General features: G+C 67.6%; 12 protein-coding genes. 4 read left to right on the top strand and 8 right to left on the bottom strand.

What is annotated here, in order from left to right; translation table 11 throughout:
• Positions 1-46 precede the first annotated feature (46 nt).
• Positions 47-955: a LysR family transcriptional regulator gene (locus J2805_RS15375; protein ID WP_309977705.1), complete on the top strand. Its 909-nt coding sequence runs from the start codon at positions 47-49 to the stop codon at positions 953-955.
• Positions 956-1,035: 80 nt separating this feature from the next.
• Here the strand turns inward: J2805_RS15375 and gatB are convergent, their stop codons facing one another.
• The 4 genes from gatB to J2805_RS15355 form a co-directional block, all read right to left on the bottom strand.
• Positions 1,036-2,544 (bottom strand): Asp-tRNA(Asn)/Glu-tRNA(Gln) amidotransferase subunit GatB, encoded by a 1,509-nt coding sequence (gene gatB / locus J2805_RS15370; protein WP_309977703.1) that lies wholly within the window; start codon positions 2,542-2,544, stop codon positions 1,036-1,038.
• Entirely contained in the window at positions 2,544-4,175 is a 1,632-nt protein-coding gene (gene gatA, locus J2805_RS15365; protein ID WP_309977700.1) for an Asp-tRNA(Asn)/Glu-tRNA(Gln) amidotransferase subunit GatA, read from the bottom strand. Before gatA ends, gatB begins: the two co-directional genes overlap by 1 nt.
• A gap of 3 nt (positions 4,176-4,178) precedes the next feature.
• Positions 4,179-4,475 carry an Asp-tRNA(Asn)/Glu-tRNA(Gln) amidotransferase subunit GatC gene (gatC, locus tag J2805_RS15360; protein WP_028272567.1) on the bottom strand — a complete coding sequence of 99 codons (297 nt, stop codon included), beginning with the start codon at positions 4,473-4,475 and terminating at the stop codon, positions 4,179-4,181.
• A 129-nt stretch (positions 4,476-4,604) separates the two neighbouring features.
• Positions 4,605-6,086: a CitMHS family transporter gene (locus J2805_RS15355; protein WP_309977698.1), complete on the bottom strand. Its 1,482-nt coding sequence runs from the start codon at positions 6,084-6,086 to the stop codon at positions 4,605-4,607.
• Positions 6,087-6,307: 221 nt separating this feature from the next.
• On the opposite strand from J2805_RS15355, the gene J2805_RS15350 reads away from it, so the two are divergent.
• Both J2805_RS15350 and J2805_RS15345 read left to right on the top strand, forming a co-directional pair.
• A complete protein-coding gene (locus J2805_RS15350; protein WP_309977696.1) occupies positions 6,308-8,083 on the top strand; it encodes a sensor histidine kinase in 1,776 nt (591 codons plus the stop codon).
• Positions 8,076-8,738: a response regulator gene (locus J2805_RS15345; RefSeq protein ID WP_309977695.1), complete on the top strand. Its 663-nt coding sequence runs from the start codon at positions 8,076-8,078 to the stop codon at positions 8,736-8,738. Before J2805_RS15350 ends, J2805_RS15345 begins: the two co-directional genes overlap by 8 nt.
• 61 nt (positions 8,739-8,799) lie before the next feature.
• Here the strand turns inward: J2805_RS15345 and J2805_RS15340 are convergent, their stop codons facing one another.
• On the bottom strand, positions 8,800-9,183 hold the full coding sequence (locus tag J2805_RS15340; protein WP_309977693.1) for a RidA family protein: 384 nt from the start codon (positions 9,181-9,183) through the stop codon (positions 8,800-8,802).
• Positions 9,184-9,221: 38 nt separating this feature from the next.
• Entirely contained in the window at positions 9,222-9,734 is a 513-nt protein-coding gene (locus J2805_RS15335; RefSeq protein WP_309977692.1) for a GNAT family N-acetyltransferase, read from the bottom strand.
• A gap of 261 nt (positions 9,735-9,995) precedes the next feature.
• On the opposite strand from J2805_RS15335, the gene J2805_RS15330 reads away from it, so the two are divergent.
• Positions 9,996-11,351: an LLM class flavin-dependent oxidoreductase gene (locus J2805_RS15330; protein ID WP_309977690.1), complete on the top strand. Its 1,356-nt coding sequence runs from the start codon at positions 9,996-9,998 to the stop codon at positions 11,349-11,351.
• Between the two features lie 25 nt (positions 11,352-11,376).
• Here the strand turns inward: J2805_RS15330 and J2805_RS15325 are convergent, their stop codons facing one another.
• Both J2805_RS15325 and ligA read right to left on the bottom strand, forming a co-directional pair.
• Positions 11,377-12,189, bottom strand: coding sequence for an inositol monophosphatase family protein (locus J2805_RS15325; protein ID WP_309977689.1), 813 nt, complete (start codon positions 12,187-12,189; stop codon positions 11,377-11,379).
• Positions 12,186-14,618 (bottom strand): NAD-dependent DNA ligase LigA, encoded by a 2,433-nt coding sequence (gene ligA, locus J2805_RS15320; RefSeq protein WP_309977688.1) that lies wholly within the window; start codon positions 14,616-14,618, stop codon positions 12,186-12,188. Before ligA ends, J2805_RS15325 begins: the two co-directional genes overlap by 4 nt.
• Positions 14,619-14,641: the final 23 nt, after the last annotated feature.

Raw genomic sequence — 14,641 nt, 5'->3', positions numbered from 1 at the left:
TTTCTCAATCGACGATTTAGAAATCACTAAGCAATAGAATCGGGGGATGGAAATCCATCAGTTGGAAATGCTTCGGGAACTCGGCGCCCTGGGCAGCGTCAAGGCGGTCGCCGAAACACTCCTGGTCACGCCCTCTGCCGTGTCCCAGCAGCTTGCGGCGCTGCAGCGCAGCGTCGAGGTGCCGCTCACGCGCAAGGAGGGCCGGAGCCTGGTGCTGACCGAAGCCGGCCAGGCGCTGGCCGACGCGGGTGCCGCCGTCGTCAGCGCCATGGCGGACGCCCGGATGGCGATCGGTGCGTATCACGGCTCCACCGTGGCGCCGGTGACGGTGAGCGGCTTCCACAGCGCGGGGCAGGCATTGTTCGCCCCGCTTGCCCGGCTACTGGACTCGCCCGACAAGCCGCGGGTCCTGCTCTCGGATGAGGACGTGGCGCAGCAGGACTTCCCTGCGTTGACGGCGCGCTACGACCTGGTGCTGGCCCACCGCATGGACCACAGCCCGCGGTGGCCGGAGGAACGCGTGGCCGTCATCCCGCTCGCGCACGAGCCGCTGGACGTGGCTTTGTCTGCCGGGCACCGGCTGGCAGGCAAGGAAACATTGACGGCGCACGACGTCGTCGGCGAACCGTGGGTGACCAGCCACGCCGGCTACTCCCCCTCGGATGTGCTGTCCGCCGTCGCGGCGGTGTCCAGCAGGGAGCTGAATATTGTCCACCGGATCAATGACTACTCTACCGTGGCGGGCCTGGTGGCAACCGGCAGCGTGATCGGGCTGCTGCCCCGGCATACCGCAAAGCCGGTGCTGAACCCGGAGATTGTGCTGCGACCGCTGCAGGGCATCAGCACCCGCCGCCGGATCGACATCCTGGCCCGGCCGGAAAACCTCAAGCGGACCTCGGTGATGATGGTCTGCGAGGCCCTGGAGGACATCATGGCCGGCCTCGTCTCTCCTTAACCCAACTGGGTCGCAGTAGATGTCGTTATGAGCGTTCTAAACGACATTAACTGCGACCCAGTTGGGTTAAAGCGGGTGGCTTAGCCTTCGACGCCGAGCCTTTCCAGGATCAGCTCGCGCACGCGGCCGGCGTCAGCCTGCCCACGGGTAGCCTTCATTACACCGCCTACGATCGCGCCGATGGCCTGGACCTTACCGCCACGGATCTTGTCCGCGACGTCGGGCTGCGCGGCGAGGGCCGCGTCGATGGCTTCCAGCAGCGGGCCGTCGTCGGAGACCACGGCCAGGCCGCGCTTCTCCACGATCTCCGCGGGCGCGCCTTCGCCGGCCAGGACGCCGTCGAGGACCTCGGCGGCCATCTTGTTGTTGATCTTGCCGGCTTCGACCATCCTGTTCAGTTCCACGATGGTTTCCGGCTTGACGCCCAGCTGGCCGGGGTCGACGTCGGCGTTCTTGGCGCGGCCGACGATCTCGCCCATCCACCACTTGCGGGCCACGGTTGCCGTGGCGCCGGCGGCGATGGTTTCCTCGATCTCATCCATGACGCCGGCGTTGACCACGTCGCGGAATTCCAGGTCCGAATAGCCCCAGTCGGCCTGCAGGCGCTTGCGGCGCTCGGCCGGCGGCTCGGGCAGGGTGGCGCGCAGTTCCTCGACCCATTCGCGGGAAGCGACGATCGGCACCAGGTCCGGCTCCGGGAAGTAGCGGTAGTCGTCGGCGTCGGACTTGGCCCGGCCGGACGTCGTCGAGCGGGTGTCCTCGTGCCAGTGGCGCGTTTCCTGGATAACCGGCTCGCCGGAGTCCAGGACCGCAGCGTGGCGCTGGATCTCGTAGCGGACGGCGTGTTCGACGGCGCGCAGCGAGTTCACGTTCTTCGTTTCCGAGCGGATGCCGAAGCGTTCCCGGCCGTGCGGACGCAGCGAAACGTTGGCATCGCAGCGCACGTTCCCGCGTTCCATCTTCGCGTCCGAGACGCCAAGGTTCTTCACGATCTCGCGCACGGCGGCCACGTAGGCCTTGGCGAGCTCGGGGGCGCGCGAACCGGCGCCCTGGATCGGCTTGGTGACGATTTCCACCAGCGGAACACCGGAACGGTTGTAGTCCACCAGCGAGTAGTCGGCGCCCTGGATGCGGCCTGCGGCGCCGCCCATGTGGGTGAGCTTGCCGGCGTCCTCTTCCATGTGGGCGCGCTCGATTTCGACGCGGAACACGGTGCCGTCCGACAGTTCGATGTCCAGGTAGCCGTCGTACGCGATGGGTTCGTCGTACTGGGAGGTCTGGAAGTTCTTCGGGGTGTCCGGGTAGAAGTAGTTCTTCCGGGCGAAGCGGCAGGTCTCGGCGATCTTGCAGTTGAGCGCCAGGCCGATCTTGATGGAGGACTCGATCGCGGTCTTGTTCACCACGGGCAGCACGCCCGGCATGCCAAGGTCCACCTCGTTGACGTTCGTGTTCGGCTCGTCGCCGAAGACGTTCGGGGCGGAGGAGAACATCTTGGTCTTGGTGTTGAGTTCCACGTGGACCTCGAACCCCAGGACGGGATCGTACTTCTCCATGGCCTCTTCGAAGCTCAGGGTTGCGTCAGTGCTCATTATTTTGCCTCCTGGGCGTCGACAAGGGCCTCGACAGGCTCGGCCACCGAGGCGGTCTCGACAAGCTCAACCAACGATGGAGCGCGGTCCAGCAGCGGGCCGCCCCACCGGGCTTCCAGCAGCGATTCAAGGACGGCACCGACTCGGTACAGGCGCGCGTCCTGGCGGGCCGGGGCCAGGAGCTGGATGCCGACGGGCAGGCCGTCCTCATCCGCCAGGCCGCCAGGCAGGGACAGGCCCGGAACGCCGGCCATGTTGGCCGGAATCGTGGCGACGTCGTTCAGGTACATGGCCAGGGGGTCGTTCAGCTTCTCGCCCAGCTTGAAGGCCGTGGTGGGGGCTGTCGGGGAAATCAGCACGTCGGCCAGCGCAAACGCGGCCTCGAAGTCACGCTGGATCAGGGTGCGGACCTTCTGGGCCGAGCCGTAGTAAGCGTCGTAATAACCGGCGCTGAGCGCGTAGGTGCCCAGGATGATGCGGCGCTTCACTTCGTCGCCGAAGCCGGCGGCGCGGGTGGAGCCCATGACGCGTTCGATCGTCAGCGGACCCTCCTCGGGCAGGACCCGCAGGCCGTACCGGACGCCGTCGAACTTGGCCAGGTTCGAGGAAGCCTCGGACGGCATGATCAGGTAGTAGGCGCCCAGCGCGTACTTGAAGTTGGGGCAGGACACCTCAACAATTTCCGCCCCGGCCTGCTTGAGCAGCTCCAGCGATTCGTTGAAGCGGTTTTCGACGCCGGCCTGGTAGCCCTCGCCGTGGAGTTCCTTGATGATGCCGATCTTCATGCCGTCCACGTTGCCCGTGCGTGCGGCCGCGACGAGGTCCTCCAGGGGATCCGGCAGGGACGTGGAGTCACGGGGATCATGGCCGCCGATGACCTGGTGCAGCAGGGCGGAGTCCAGCACGGTGCGGGAAACCGGGCCGATCTGGTCCAGCGAGGAGGCCATCGCAATGGCGCCGTAGCGGGACACACTGCCGTAGGTGGGCTTGACGCCCACGGTGCCGGTGACGGCGCCCGGCTGGCGGATGGATCCGCCCGTGTCCGTGCCCAGTGCAAGGGGCGCTTCGAACGCGGCGACGGCGGCAGCCGAGCCGCCGCCGGAACCGCCCGGGATCCGGTCCAGGTCCCACGGGTTGCGGGTGGGGCCGTAGGCGGAGTGCTCCGTGGAGGAGCCCATGGCGAATTCGTCCAGGTTGGTTTTGCCCAGGATGGGCATTTTGGCGTCGCGCAGGCGCTTGACCACGGTGGCGTCGTACGGGCTGTGCCAGCCTTCGAGGATCTTGGAGCCTGCCGTGGTGGGCTGGCCGACCGTGACGATGAGGTCCTTGACGGCGATGGGTACGCCGGCGAGTTCGTGGAGTTCTTCGGCCGCGGCACCGCCGGCGGCGCGGATGGCGTCAACCTCGGCCGCGACGGCGAGCGCCTCTTCGGCGTTGACGTGCAGGAAGGCGTTCACACCGCGCGGCCCGCCGTCGACCGCTGCGATGCGGTCCAGGTAGGCCTGGGTGACCTCGACCGAGGTGACCTCGCCGGCGGCGAGCTTCTCGGCCAGCCGGGCGGCGGAGAGGCGGATCAGGGCCGTGCCGTCGGTGCTTGCCCTGCTGGAGTCGGTGCTGTTCGATTCAGTCATTTATCAGTCCTCATCCAGGATGGCCGGAACCTTGAAGCGGCCTTCGTATGCGTCGGGGGCGCCGCTCAGGGACTGCTCGGCCGTGAAGGTGTGGCCCACAACGTCCTCGCGGAACACGTTCGTCAGCGGAATCGGGTGGGACGTGGCCGGGACGTCATCACCGGCGGCTTCACTTACGGACTTCACTGAATCGACGATGACGGCCAGTTCGCCGGCCATCCGGTCCAGCTCTTCAGCACTCATCTCGATGTGCGCGAGACGCGCGAGATGCGCGACGTCGTCGCGGTTGATCGCAGCCATGGATCTCCCCTGCAATGTAGTTTTGGTTTCCCCAATAGTCTACGTTGCAACAGTGTGCCCGCCTGACGACCCCCAGCGGGCGTCAGACGGGCAACACCGACCCACGGCAGAGCCGCAGGCAGCTTTACCCTAGCCGATGCCGATGGCCCCCGTCAGCATTCCGACTCCCAGCATTACGAGGGAGACGACGGCGCTGCGCCACAGCACCTTCTTGTGGTGATCGCCCAGGTCCACCTTGGCCAGCGAAACGAGGAGCAGGATGGCGGGAACCAGCGGGCTCTGCATGTGGAACGGCTGGCCGGTGATGGAGGCACGGGCCATCTCGGCGGCGCTGATGCCGTAGTGCGCAGCGGTCTCGCTCAGGACGGGCAGCACGCCGAAGTAGAAGGCATCGTTGCTCATGAAGAACGTCATGGGGATGCTGAGGACACCGGTGATGACTGCCATGAGCGGTCCCATGTCCGAGGGGATGATCTGCACGAGCCACGCGGACATTGCCTCAACCATGCCGGTGCCGGTCAGGACGCCGGTCAGGACTGCGGCGGCCATGACCATGCTGACGACGGCCACGATCGACTGTGCGTGGGCCACAAGCTGCGCGCCCTGGTCCTTGACGTGCGGGAAGTTGACCAGCAGGGCGATGGCCGAGCCCACCATGAAGACGTACGGCAGGGGCACGAGGTCGGCGATGAGCATGCCCATGACGGCGACGGTGAGGCCCAGGTTGAACCACTGAAGTTTGGGGCGCAGGGTCTTGCGGTTGGGGTCCAGGGCGGTGTCCGCCATGGCGGTGTCGCTGTCGTCCACGAGCGTCTCGGTGCGCTCGAGCACTGCCACGGAGCCGCCGACGGAGGAGCCTTCCGGCGACAGGCCGGCGGGAGCTTCTCCGGCAGGGCCGGAGCCGTTGCGGCCGCGGCCGGTTCCGGAACCGCCGGCCGTGCTGCCGCCGTCGAACCCTTCAGCAGTATCAGGCACACCCCAGATTTCCGGGGCGGCGGCGCGGAGGCGGTTGCGTTCCTGCAGGCCGAGCACCCAGGCGAAGACCAGGACGACGGCGAGGCCGGCGATCAGCGACGGGATCATGGGGACAAAGACTTCGTTGACGTCGATCTTCAGGGCGCTGGCGGCGCGGGCGGTGGGGCCGCCCCACGGCACGATGTTCATGGTGCCGTTGGCCAGGCCGGCAACGCAGGTGAGGACCACAGGGCTCATCTTCAGCCGGAGGTAGATGGGCAGCATGGCTGCGGTGGTGAGGATGAAGGTGGTGGAGCCGTCGCCGTCCAGGGACACTGCGGCGGCCAGGAGGGCGGTGCCGAGCACCACCTTGGCGGGGTCGTTGCCCAGCTTGCGGAGGATGAACCGCACCAGCGGGTCGAACAGCCCGACGTCGATCATCAGGCCGAAGTAGATGATGGCGAACATCAACAGGGCCGCGGTGGAGGTCATGGACTTCATCGAGTCCAGCACCATGTCCCCGATGCCCAGTCCCGCCCCGGCGAACAGCCCGAAGACGGTGGGAACAATGATCAGCGCCAGTACTGGCGTCATCTTCTTCGTCATGATCAGCACCATGAATACCGCGATCATGGCGAATCCAAGTAATACCAGCACGGCCGGCTCCTTTGTCAGTCAGTGGCAACACTCCGGTGTGATGCGCACTACAGACGTTAGAGTGGCCCGCGTCACGGCCGTGCCTTTGGCTCAATTGATTGGCATACTGCTTATTGGGAGCATTTTGCTCATTTAGCTCAGCAGGCCGGTTCCCATGCTCCGGCCGTCCCGCCGTCCGGCGGGAAACCCCGCACAGCGGCCATCACCCCGTCAGGAGGGCAATGAAGCGTCCGGCACCGAGGCCGCCCCTGCGGTTTTCCACGCAGACCCTGCTGCTCCAGCTCGGAGTGGTTTTGCTCGTTGTGCTCCTCAGCGGCGCCGTGCATGCCTGGCTGACGTACGAACGGCTTGGCCGGGAAGCGGAAAACCAGGCACTCACCCTGGCCCGCACCGTGGCCTCGGATCCCGCGGTCCGCAGCGAGGTCCTGGCCATCAGCCGCGAAGCCGGCACTCCCCCGGCGTCGGTGCTGCTGGCCGGTCCGCTGATGGCTGTCGCCGAAGGTGCCCGAACCCGTACCGGCGCACTGTTCGTGGTGATCACCGATGAAACCGGCCTGCGGCTGGCCCACCCCGACGCCGAGCGGCTGGGCGAGAAAGTCAGCACGGATCCCTCCGAGGCCCTCGCGGGCAAGGAAGTGACCACCCGGAACACCGGCACCCTCGGGCCCTCGGCCGGCGCCAAGGTGCCCGTCTTCGCACCGGATTCAGACACGGTGGTGGGCGAGGTCAGCGTGGGGTATTCGACCGAAAACATCGTCCAGAGCCTGGCCCGGGACATCACACCCATCGCGCTGACCGCGGCCGGGTCGCTGCTGGCCGGCATCCTGGCCTCGTTCCTGCTCCGCCGGCGGCTGCAGCGGCTGACGCTGGGCCTGGAACCGGAGGAAATCAGCACACTGGTCCATGACCAGGTGGCTGTCCTCCAGGGCGTTGACGACGGCGTCATCGGCGTTTCGGCCGACGGCAGGATCAGCGTCTTCAACGCCGCCGCGCAGAGGCTCCTCGGCCAGCCCGACCTGGCCGGCACACCGTGGGAGCAGGCACCGGTTCCGGAGCAGCTGAAAGCCCTGACCCGGCCGGACGCTGCCGAAGCGGACGCCGTCGAAGTCATTTCCGGTGCCCGTGTCCTGGTGGCCAGTGCCCGCAAGGCGCTGCACCGGCGGGAGGATCTGGGCTGGGTGGTGATGCTCCGCGACCGCACCGAGCTGCAGCACCTGACTCGCCAGCTGGATGCCGTGGGCACCATGTCCACCGCCCTGCGCGCCCAGCGCCACGAGTTCGCCAACCAACTGCACACCATCGCCGGCTTCATGAGCATCGGGCAACACCAGCAGGCGCGCGAGTACCTGGCGCGGCTGGCAGCCACGGGCCCGCTAAAGTTCCCGGTGGACCAGGCCGAACTCCTGCAGGACCCGTACCTGCAGGCCTTCGTCGGCGCCAAGGGCGTGGAGGCGGACGAACGGGGCGTGACACTGCGCATCGGCCCGGAAACGCTGGTTCGCGGCCAGGTCACCGAGCCGCAGGACGTCACCACCGTGCTGGGGAACCTGATCGACAACGCCGTGAACGCCGCCGTCGCCGGCTCAGCGGCGGACCGCTGGGTGGAAGTGGAACTGCTGGACGAGCCGGGAGCCGACGGCGGGACGCTGCACGTCGTCGTCGCGGACTCCGGCGACGGGCTGGCGCCCGAAACGGCGGCCGGCGGTGGCGACGGGTCCGGGGCGGAGGCCGTGTTCGCCGAGGGATTCACGACGGCGGCACGGCCGGCGCGGGCCGGCGGCGGACAAGGACTGGGGCTGGCACTGGCCCGGCAGCTTGCGCGGCGCCGCGGCGGTGACGTCCGGGTCCTGGAACCCGGCTCCCCCGGCGGCCCCGGTGCCGTCTTCATGGCGACGCTGCCGCGGACCACCGCCGATTCGCCGGGCAAGGAATCGTTTTTGAGGGAAGGCGGGCTCGTCAAGGGGGACGGGCCCATTTGGAAGGACAAGGATGGCTGAGGATCTCAGGGTGCTGATTGTTGATGACGATTTCCACGTCGCCAAGCTGCACGCCGCATATGTGGATTCGGTGGCGGGTTTCCTGGCGCTGCCGCCGGCGGGGTCGGCGTCGTTGGCGCTGCAGGCGATCCACAGCCTGCGACCGGACCTGGTGCTGCTGGACGTCTACCTGCCCGACGGCTCGGGCCTTGACCTGCTCGGCCAGTTGGACGTGGACACCATGATCCTCAGTGCCGCGTCGGACGCTGCGTCACTGCGCGTGGCGTTCCGGCGCGGCGCCTTGGGCTACCTGCTGAAGCCGTTCACGGCCGAGTCCCTGTCGCAGCAGCTCCGCTCCTATGCCCGGTACCGGCGCATCCTGTCCCAGCCGGGCGCGCTGGACCAGGAAACAGTGGAACGGGCCAAGCGTTCGCTGATCCCGGGAGACGTCACCCCGTCCGCCAGGCCACGTTCGGCCACCGAGGCCGCGGTACTGGAGTCCCTCGTACCCGGTGAGCAGTATTCGGCGGCCGAGGTGGCCGGGCGGGTGGGGGTATCCCGGGCCACCGCCCAGCGGTACCTGTCCTCGCTGGCCGACGACGGCGCCGTCGACATCCAGCTCCGCTACGGCACTACGGGCCGCCCGGAACACCGCTACGGCCTCCCGGCTTCTTAAGCGCGAACGGACACTTGAGGCCCCGCTCCCGGGCGGGCCTCAACTGTCCGTTCGCGCTCTGCTAGCTGGCGCTCTTCTGGGCCACCAGTTCGATCTCCACCAGCATCTTGGGGTCGAGGAACGGCAGCACGTGGACCAGGGACAGGGTGGGCCGGATTTCGCCGAACACTTCGCCGTGGGCCCGGCCGGCGTCTTCCCATTTGCTGATGTCCGTCAGGTACAGCTTCGACTGCACCACGTCGGCGTAGTCGAACCCTGCCTCGGCCAGGACGGCGCCCAGCTTTTCGAGGATGAACCTGGTCTGGGCATAGAAATCCTCGCCCACGATTCCGTCGTCACCGCTGGCCGCGGTAGCGGAAATGTACAGGGTGTTGTCCACCTGCACCGCACGGGAATAGCCGAGGGTCTGCTCCCACGTGGAGCCGGAGCCGAATGTCTTGCGCATGGGTGTGCCTTTCGATGGTGCCTGGATTCGGCACCACTTTAGGTCGGCTGGACGTCCAGCCGGTAAACCAGCAGCTTTATGTCGGTGTCCGGCACGAACCAGTCGCGCTCGGGAACGCGCCGGAACCCAATCTTGCGGTACAGCCCGTGTGCGCTTTCCCAGGTGAGGCCGGTGGTGAGCGCCACGGCCCTGATGCCGTCCAGCGACTTGGCGTGGGCGATGATCGCCTCGACCATGGCCTTTCCCGCACCGCTGCGCTGGACCGCCGGGTCCACCACGAGCATCCGGAATTCCAGTTCGTCCGCCAGCGCGATGTCGGCGAAGGGCTCACCGGCGACGGCAAGCGTCACCGAACCGACAATGCGTCCAGCCCGCTCGGCAACCCAGATCGTGGCCTGGGCGGCCCGCTTGGCCACGTCCTGGATTTGCAGCATGTACGGGTGGTCGGCGTTCGCGAAGTAGCCCGCGGCAAGGTAGGCCTCCCGCGTGATGCGGGCCACGGCGTCGTAATCTGCCGGGGTGGCGGGGCGAATGATGATCTGCGAATGCACTTATCCATGCTAGTTGCGGTCGCTTCCCGCGGCCCGCGAATCGGCTGTTTCCGTGACTGATCTATCACCGGGCGGCCGTTGCCCAGTGTTGCCCCGTGTGTCCGGACGTTGCCCGCTGTTTCCGTGCATTTCCCGCCGTTTCGCGCCGTTGCGCCAGTGGTCGGCGGGGCTGGCAGCGGCCGGTTCGGCTGTGGTTGATTTGCACCACCGACCCCGCCCGGCGGCAACCACACCCGGCAACTTTCCCGACAGGATCACACCATGGCACCCTCCCAGCGCACCCTGCACCTCAACGCATTCCTCATGAGCACCGGCCACCATGAAGCCTCGTGGCGGCTGCCCGAGAGCAATCCCCTGGCCAGCACGGACATCAGCCACTACCGCAACCTGGCGCAGATTGCCGAGCGCGGCACGTTCGACTCCATCTTCTTCGCGGACTCGCCCGTGATCTTCGGCAACGTGGGCCGCCGGCCGGCCGGAAAGCTCGAACCCACGGTCCTGCTGACTGCCATCGCCGCGGCCACCGAGAAAATCGGCCTCATTGCCACCGCTTCCACCACCTACAACGATCCGTTCAACCTCGCCCGCCGGTTCGCCTCCGTCGACTTCGTCAGCGGCGGCCGTGCCGGCTGGAACGTGGTCACCACGGCCGGGCCCGACGCCGCGCGGAACTTCGGCGTCGATGACCAGCCGGCGCACGCCACCCGCTACGAACGGGCGGCGGAGTTCCTGGACGTCGCCGCCAAGCTGTGGGACAGCTGGGATGACGACGCCGTGGTGGCGGACAAGGAAGCCGGTGTCTGGGCCGATGAAGACAAGGTCAGGCCGATCGACCACGTGGGCAAGCATTTCAGGGTGCGCGGGCCGTTGAACGTGCCGCGGTCGCCGCAGGGCTACCCGCTGATTGTCCAGGCCGGATCCTCCGAAGACGGCAAGGGCCTCGCTGCACGCTACGCCGAGGCGGTGTTCACTGCTCAGCAGACACTCGAAGACGCCCAGGGTTTCTACACTGACCTCAAGGCCCGCACCGCAGCAGCCGGGCGCGACCCGGAGGGCATCAAGATCCTGCCCGGGATTGTGCCGGTGCTGGCGGGCACGGAAGCCGAGGCCAAGAAACTGGAACGGGAACTGGACGAGCTGATCCGGCCCGAGTACGCACGCATCGAACTGGCGAAGACCCTGGGCGTCAGCCCGGACGACCTTCCCCTGGACAGGCAGCTGCCGGCAGACCTCCCGGACGAGGACACCGTCCAGGGCGCGAAGAGCCGGTACACCCTGATTGTGGAGCTTGCCCGCCGCGAAAGGCTCACGGTGCGCCAGCTGATCGGACGCCTCGGCGGCGGCCGCGGGCACCGCACCTTCTCGGGAACGCCCGAGCAGGTGGCCGACGCCATTCAGCTCTGGTTCGAGAACGGAGCCGCGGACGGCTTCAACATCATGCCCGCGGTGCTCCCCTCGGGCTTGGAGGCCTTCGTGGACCAGGTGGTCCCGGTCCTTCGGCAGCGCGGGCTGTTCCGCACCGAGTACACGGCAGATACGCTGCGCGGTCACTACGGGCTGGAGCGGCCGCTCAACCGCTATTCAGGCGCTGCCGGGCTGGCGGCCGCCCACGCCTGAGCTCCCTGTCAGCGGAACTTCCGGGTCAGAGCGGAAACTTCCCCGACAGCTCAAGGGTCCCGGCGCATGTCCACGCGGCGAGGCGTTCCTCATCCGACGGTCCGCCGTCGAGCGGGCTGGTGAGGCGGGGACGGCGGACCCAGCATCCCGCCTCCTCGGCGATGAGGGCGCCGGCTGAGAAATCGTGCTCATTGAGTCCGCGTTCGCCGAAGGCGTCGTGGGTGCCGTCCGCCACCAGGCAGAGGTCCAGGGCGGCGGACCCCAGCCGGCGCATATCGGCGAATCCGTCCATAAACCCGCCGAGGGCCTCGGCCTGCTCGGCACGGATCTCGGGGTCGTAGCTGAAGCCGGTGGCGAGGATCTGGCCGGGGCGGCCCGGAACGGGGCCGGTGAGCTGGGTCCGCTGTCCCCGTTCCTCCAGCCACGCGCCGTGCCCGCGCGAGGCGTAATAGATGCGGCCCAGGGCCGGGGCGTTGACGACGCCGGCCAGCCAGGCGCCGTCGGGATCCGCCACCGCCACGGACGTTCCGTAGTAGACGATGTTCCGGATGAAGTTGGTGGTGCCGTCCAGCGGGTCGATTGACCAGCGGTACCCGCTGGGATCGTCCCGGCTGAGCGTGCCGTGCTCCTCGCCGGTCACGGTGTCCTGCGGCCTGGCGCGGGCGATGACCTCACGCACGGCATTCTCGGCGGCTACGTCAAACGCAGTGACCCAGTCCCCCGATGCTCCCTTGTTGCTGATGTCCAGTTCGGCGGCGTTCCGGGTGGCAAGCACCGCGGCACCGGCTGCGGCGGCTTCCTTGGCCACCTCGAGCAGGTCAGCCGGTGCGACGCTCATTCCGGCTGCCCTTCCTGATGGTCTTCGGGGGCGTCTCCGGCGGCGGTGTCCAACGCGCCGGCGGAAGCATTGTCCGACGCGCCGGCCGGGCCGTTGGCCAGGAGCTCGCGGAACCCGTCCTCGTCCAGCACCGGAAGGCCCAGCTGCTCGGCCTTGTCCAGTTTTGTCCCGGCATTCTCACCCGCCACGACGTAGCTGGTGTTCTTGGAAACGGATCCGGCAGCTTTGCCGCCCCGGGTGAGGATGGCTTCCTTCGCTTCGTCCCGGCTGAAGTTCGGCAGCGATCCGGTGACCACGATGGTGAGCCCTTCCAGGGTCCGCGGGGTGGATTCGTCGCGCTCGTCCGCCATCCGCACGCCGTCCTCGGCCCAGGTGTCCACGATTTCGCGGTGCCAGTCCTCGGCGAACCATTCCTTCAGCGCCGCGGCGATCACCGGTCCCACGCCGTCGACGTGGGCCAGGTCCTCCTCCGAGGCCTGCCGGATGGCATCCATCGAGCCGAAGGCCGTGGCAAGCGCGCGCGAAGCCCGCGGTCCGACGTGCCGGATGGACAGTGCCACCAGGACCCGCCACAGCGGCTGGGTCTTGGCCTTCTCCAGTTCGGTGAAGAGTTTTTCGGTGGTGGCTGTCGGCTTCGACGGGGACTTGGCCGTGCCCTTGCTGTAGAAATACGGCACGAGTTCGAATTCGCCGGTGGCCACACCCTTGGACCGCTTCTCACGGCGGATCCTGACTCCGGCCAGGTCATCCCGGGTGAGCCGGAACAGGGTTGCCTCGCTGGTCAGCGGCGGTGTTTCCGGCTCGGCCGGCTGGGTCAGGGCAATGGCGGCCTCCCAGCCAAGGGCTTCAATATCGAAAGCGCCGCGGCTGGCCACGTGGAAGATGCGTTCACGCAGCTGTGCCGGGCAGGAGCGCGCATTGGGGCAGCGGATGTCGACATCTCCCTCCTTCCCGGGAGCCAGCGGCGTCCCGCAGGAGGGGCATTCCGTGGGCATGACGAAGTCCCGCACCGGCGGGTCCTGCTGGTCCCGGAGCGCCAGGACAGGGCCAACAATCTCCGGAATCACATCGCCGGCTTTGCGCAGCACCACGATGTCGCCGATCTTCACGCCCTTGGCCTTGACGACGTCCTGGTTGTGCAGGGTGGCCATTCCCACGGTGGAGCCGGCCACCTTCACCGGCTCCATGATCCCGAACGGGGTGACCCGGCCGGTACGTCCCACGTTCACGGCGATGTCCAGCAGCTTGGTGTGGACTTCCTCCGGCGGGTACTTGTAGGCGACGGCCCAGCGCGGCACCCTCGAGGTGTATCCGAGGGCGCGCTGGGTGGCGAAGTCGTCCACCTTGACCACGATGCCGTCGATCTCGTGCGCGAGGCTGTGCCGTTTGTCGCCGTAGCGCTTGATGAAGCCGAGCACTTCCTTGAGGCTGCCGAGGAGCTCGAAGTACGGGCTGGTGGGCAGACCCCATTCCGCGAGCTGGCGGTAGGTGTCCGACTGGCTGACGGTTTCCAGGCCTTCGCGGGCGCCGATGCCGTGCACGTACATGCGCAGCGGGCGCTTGGCGGTCTCCGCCGGGTCCTTCTGGCGGAGCGAACCGGCTGCGGCGTTGCGGGGGTTCGCCAGCGGCGCCTTGCCGGCCTCAATGAGGGCCTCGTTGAATTCAGCGAAGGCCTGGGAAGGAATGAAGACCTCGCCGCGGACCTCCATTTCAGCCGGGAAGTTCTCGCCGGTCAGCTGCTGCGGGATTTCCTTGATGGTCAGGACGTTGTGGGTGATGTCCTCGCCGGTGTAGCCGTCCCCGCGCGTGGCGGCGCGGACCAGTTTGCCGTCGCGGTAGAGGAGGTTGACCGCGAGGCCGTCGATCTTGAGTTCGGTGAGCCACGTAGGACCGGCGCTGCCGTTACCGAGCTTGGCGACGGAGGCCTCGGCCTTGGCGATCCAGGCCTCGACTTCCTCAAGGGAAAAGACGTCCTCGAGGCTGTACATCCGCTGGAGGTGTTCGACGGCGGCAAACGCGGCGGACACTTCGCCGCCCACCTCCTGGGTGGGCGAATCGTTGGACACCAGTTCGGGGTGCATTGCTTCGATGGTTTCGAGGCGCCGGAAGAGTTCGTCGAACTCGGCGTCCGAAATGACCGGTGCGTCTTCCTGGTAGTAGGCAAAGCGGTGTTTGCGAACCTCTTCCACCAGGTTTTCATATTCCTCGCGCACGGCGCCGGAAGGCACCAGCTCCCCCGTGGTGCCTTCCGGGGGTGTTGTTGCCCCGGCCGGGTTTGCCCCGCCGGGGCCTGCGTCATTCTTGAGTTGCGTATCGGTGTCTGCTGCCGTGTTCCCTGTGCTCACAGACCTATCCTGCCTTAGATCCCCGACATTTGTCTGGCACCCTTGACACACGGATGCCCCGGACGCTTGGTGCGTCCGGGGCATCCGGCAGCTTGTCCCTGGCGGAG

Source organism: Arthrobacter oryzae (assembly GCF_031454875.1).
GTDB lineage: Bacteria > Actinomycetota > Actinomycetes > Actinomycetales > Micrococcaceae > Arthrobacter > Arthrobacter oryzae_D.
This window is presented reverse-complemented; position numbering and strand designations above follow the sequence as displayed.

Bases quoted from the DNA above. Each gene is read 5' to 3' on its own strand.
- J2805_RS15375 (WP_309977705.1), top strand. From the start codon at position 47: ATGGAAATCCATCAGTTGGAAATGCTTCGGGAACTCGGCGCCCTGGGC.
- gatB (WP_309977703.1), bottom strand. From the start codon at position 2,544: ATGAGCACTGACGCAACCCTGAGCTTCGAAGAGGCCATGGAGAAGTAC.
- gatA (WP_309977700.1), bottom strand. From the start codon at position 4,175: ATGACTGAATCGAACAGCACCGACTCCAGCAGGGCAAGCACCGACGGC.
- gatC (WP_028272567.1), bottom strand. From the start codon at position 4,475: ATGGCTGCGATCAACCGCGACGACGTCGCGCATCTCGCGCGTCTCGCG.
- J2805_RS15350 (WP_309977696.1), top strand. From the start codon at position 6,308: ATGAAGCGTCCGGCACCGAGGCCGCCCCTGCGGTTTTCCACGCAGACC.
- J2805_RS15345 (WP_309977695.1), top strand. From the start codon at position 8,076: ATGGCTGAGGATCTCAGGGTGCTGATTGTTGATGACGATTTCCACGTC.
- J2805_RS15340 (WP_309977693.1), bottom strand. From the start codon at position 9,183: ATGCGCAAGACATTCGGCTCCGGCTCCACGTGGGAGCAGACCCTCGGC.
- J2805_RS15330 (WP_309977690.1), top strand. From the start codon at position 9,996: ATGGCACCCTCCCAGCGCACCCTGCACCTCAACGCATTCCTCATGAGC.
- J2805_RS15325 (WP_309977689.1), bottom strand. From the start codon at position 12,189: ATGAGCGTCGCACCGGCTGACCTGCTCGAGGTGGCCAAGGAAGCCGCC.
- ligA (WP_309977688.1), bottom strand. From the start codon at position 14,618: ATGCCCCGGACGCACCAAGCGTCCGGGGCATCCGTGTGTCAAGGGTGC.